Source organism: Sphingomonas sp. 10B4 (assembly GCF_035019905.1).
Lineage (GTDB): Bacteria > Pseudomonadota > Alphaproteobacteria > Sphingomonadales > Sphingomonadaceae > Sphingomonas > Sphingomonas glacialis.
Map to the genome: position 1 here is coordinate 1 of NZ_JASJVC010000135.1, position 3,009 is coordinate 3,009.

Sequence of the window (3,009 nt, forward strand, 5' to 3'; positions counted from 1 at the left end):
CCGGTGACCGTCCGCCTCTCATAACATCTTCAAGTAAAAGCGCGGTTATGCTCTCGCGACGTTATGCAACAAAGCCGCGCTACGTGCAAACTCTCGTGATGTGCGGATGCGTCACCTCAGCGTCCGAAAGCGCCACCATTCTTTGCCGCAAACAGACGGCCTGACCGGACGGCAGCTTTCGGAAAGACGTCAGCTTCTCGAGCGCGAGGCCTTATTTAGCGAACGTAGCGGCGTAGAACGCAATCTGTCGCGACTGCGCGTCAAGCGCGATCGGCAGCATTACGATCGCTAGCTGCGGCGGATCGTCAGCAAGTTTATAGCGCTCGGCCGCAGCGCCAGATTCCCCCGCTACGGTCGTCGTCCCTGTACTGCGGTGGTCCGATGCGGTGTGCAGCTTGGTCGGTCACAAGCAGCAGTTCGACCTCAGCCACCTATTGCGCCCAATCGTCGGCGCTGGCGTTGCGGTCGTGCGATCCCAATGAAAAAGACAATCGCGGTCAAGCCGCCATTCCGGGGCGCCTCCTCCTCCCCAACTCCGACACTTATTAATCTTCCAAGCGGCTGAAGATAGCGCGTTACTAACGGACTGTTTTTTTGGCAATGACTGGGCGGCTTCAACCTATCGACCGTATCCAACGGCCTGACTTTGTAGAAGGGTTTCGTCCAATATCAGATCGACGCTGAGATTGAGCATCGTCCGCAGTGACGCCGCGGACGTCTAGATCACCGGCAAGCATCTGGGCCGCGCCAAAGGCACGATCGCGATCGCAGCGGTGGTGAGCGATTTCGCGCGAACATGAGCGCAATCGCGACGCAGGGGGATCGGGGTCCTGGTTGGCGACCGTCCTCTGCCGCACCCCCGGCGCCGAGGCGATCGGTGAGTTCTATTAAACCTGGCATTCGTCGAAGTGGCTAGACATGAGCCTGGACTATCAACTTGTCGGCAATCCCGGCTACAACCGGGATCGCGGCCCTGCAAACTTCTTTGCGATCCGCCTGCACCTGCACGCCTAGCCGATAGACGTCAGCGCTCGCGAACAAGGACCGCAGATGGATATCGGACGGCGCGCGCGATCGATCGCGATGGTCAAACAGCTTGGGCCCGGACTCGTGACCGGCGCCGCCGACGACGATCCGAGCGGTATCGCGACCTATTCCCAAGCCGGCGCGCATTTCGGGTTCGGCCTGCTGTGGACCCTGGTGCTCACCTATCCACTGATGTGCGCCGTTCAGCTCGTCAGCGCCCATATCGGTCGCGTGAACGGGCATGGGCCTCGCCAAGAACATGGGCGACATCCTACCGCGCGGCGAAGTAGAGTGGTATTTTCAGAAGGAGAGCGTCGAGCATGAAGTGCGACAGCTGATAGGCGTTACCGGTCTCACCAACCGCGTTACCATCAAGCCACGCGTCGATGTGATGGGGGTGGCCGACGATATTCGCGCCGCGCTGCACCGCTCGTGGTTCTTCGACACCGACACGATCGCGGTTACCGCCGACGGCGGGAAAGTTACGCTGAAGGTACGGTCCGTTCGCTGCACGAACGCCGCGCCGCCGAACGCGCGACTTGGGGTGCGACCGGTACTGTCGATGTTGCCAATCTTATCACGATCGTCTGATCGTGCCGCGTCACAGCGTCCGCAGCGCCGCGCTCAAGTTGCTGTGCGCCGTCCTCCTCTCGGGTGCGGCCTCGGGCCTGCACGCGCAAATCCCGCCGCCGGGGAACAATCCGGCCGATGGCGCGATCGAGGCGCTTCGCCCGGGGGGCTATCTCTGGGCGCCGCAGCTTGCTCCCGCCGGCCCGGTCACAATGATCGTCAGTCTCACGACGCAGCGGGCTCATGCGTATCGAAACGGCGTTCAGATCGGCGTATCGACCGTATCGACCGGGAAGCGCGGTCATGCCACGCCTACTGGGATCTTCACCGTCTTGCAAAAGGCGGTGACGCATGCGTCCAATCTTTACGCCAACGCGCCGATGCCGTTCATGGAACGTCTGACCTGGGGCGGGATTGCGCTGCATGGAGGGAATTTGCCCGGCTATCCGGCGTCACATGGCTGCATCCGACTGCCGCTCGCCTTCGCCAAATTGCTGTACGGCATTTCGGCGCTCGGCATGACCGTGGTGATTACCGACCATGCGGAGGTGCCCATTGCAGTTCCATCACCCGGCCTGCTCAAGGCACAACAAGGCGCAGTCGCGCCGGATGCCGACTACGCCTGGCACCCTGAACGCGCACCGAGCGGGCCGCTGTCTATAGTCATTAGCGGGCAGGACGATCGCGTCATTGTCCTGAGGGGCGGCGTCGAGATCGGATCGGGCGTGATCCAACTTGATACGCCCGTTCTGCGCACGGTTGCCTTCTCGCTGAGCAGCGTCGATGCGGCGGGCGAGCATTGGATGCGCTTGCCGCTGCCCGGCGAACCGGTTCAAGCGGGAAGCGAGCTGACCATCGCCGAGCGATCGCAGGGGCATTTGCCCAACGGGCTGCGCGTGGCGATCGCCGGGGTACTCACGCCCGGGACGACGCTGCTCGTGACCCGCACGTCACTCAAGAGCAGCGGTGTAGGTCGGAAGCTCAGGCTTATTACCGCGGCTGACAGCAGGCCGCCGACACAGGACGGTTATCACCCGCGCCGCGCGACCGAAGCGCTCAGAACGCCGCGTTGATCACGCGCCAACGAATGGCTGCCAAAGATCTCCCGGCGGTATGGGTGTCGGGGTTCTACGTTGTTTCCACCTGTTCGTGAGTAGTTTCCGAGGCTGACGCACAATGCGCTGAACGGCGATCAGGCGGTTACCCCACCCTTCGACGATCAGAGGTACTCCCATGCACGACCGGACCCACGCCGCCGCCGCCATCCTCCATGCGTCATCGACCGAGAGCGATACCGATACGGCATCGTCGGGCGAGACATCGCCCAAATGGGCGAAGTATAGCCTGACTCATTGAGGAGCCGGAAAAGAGGTTGCGTTGTGGTCCGGAAGCGATTCATGTTCCAACATGATC

3 protein-coding genes are annotated in these 3,009 nt (G+C 62.2%); all 3 read left to right on the top strand.

From position 1 onward, the window contains the following. Positions 1 to 1,050 precede the first annotated feature (1,050 nt). The 3 genes from QN347_RS18935 (at position 1,051) to QN347_RS18945 (ending at position 2,952) form a co-directional block, all read left to right on the top strand. Positions 1,051 to 1,350 (top strand): divalent metal cation transporter, encoded by a 300-nt coding sequence (locus QN347_RS18935; RefSeq protein WP_322160962.1) that lies wholly within the window; start codon positions 1,051 to 1,053, stop codon positions 1,348 to 1,350. Between the two features lie 269 nt (positions 1,351 to 1,619). Further along, positions 1,620 to 2,669 carry a L,D-transpeptidase gene (locus tag QN347_RS18940; protein WP_322160964.1) on the top strand — a complete coding sequence of 350 codons (1,050 nt, stop codon included), beginning with the start codon at positions 1,620 to 1,622 and terminating at the stop codon, positions 2,667 to 2,669. Between the two features lie 160 nt (positions 2,670 to 2,829). Next, a complete protein-coding gene (locus tag QN347_RS18945; RefSeq protein WP_322160966.1) occupies positions 2,830 to 2,952 on the top strand; it encodes a hypothetical protein in 123 nt (40 codons plus the stop codon). Positions 2,953 to 3,009: the final 57 nt, after the last annotated feature.

What these genes read in the sequence shown, in the direction of transcription:
- QN347_RS18935 (WP_322160962.1), top strand. Translation starts at nt 1,051, where the DNA reads ATGGATATCGGACGGCGCGCGCGATCGATCGCGATGGTCAAACAGCTT.
- QN347_RS18945 (WP_322160966.1), top strand. Translation starts at nt 2,830, where the DNA reads ATGCACGACCGGACCCACGCCGCCGCCGCCATCCTCCATGCGTCATCG.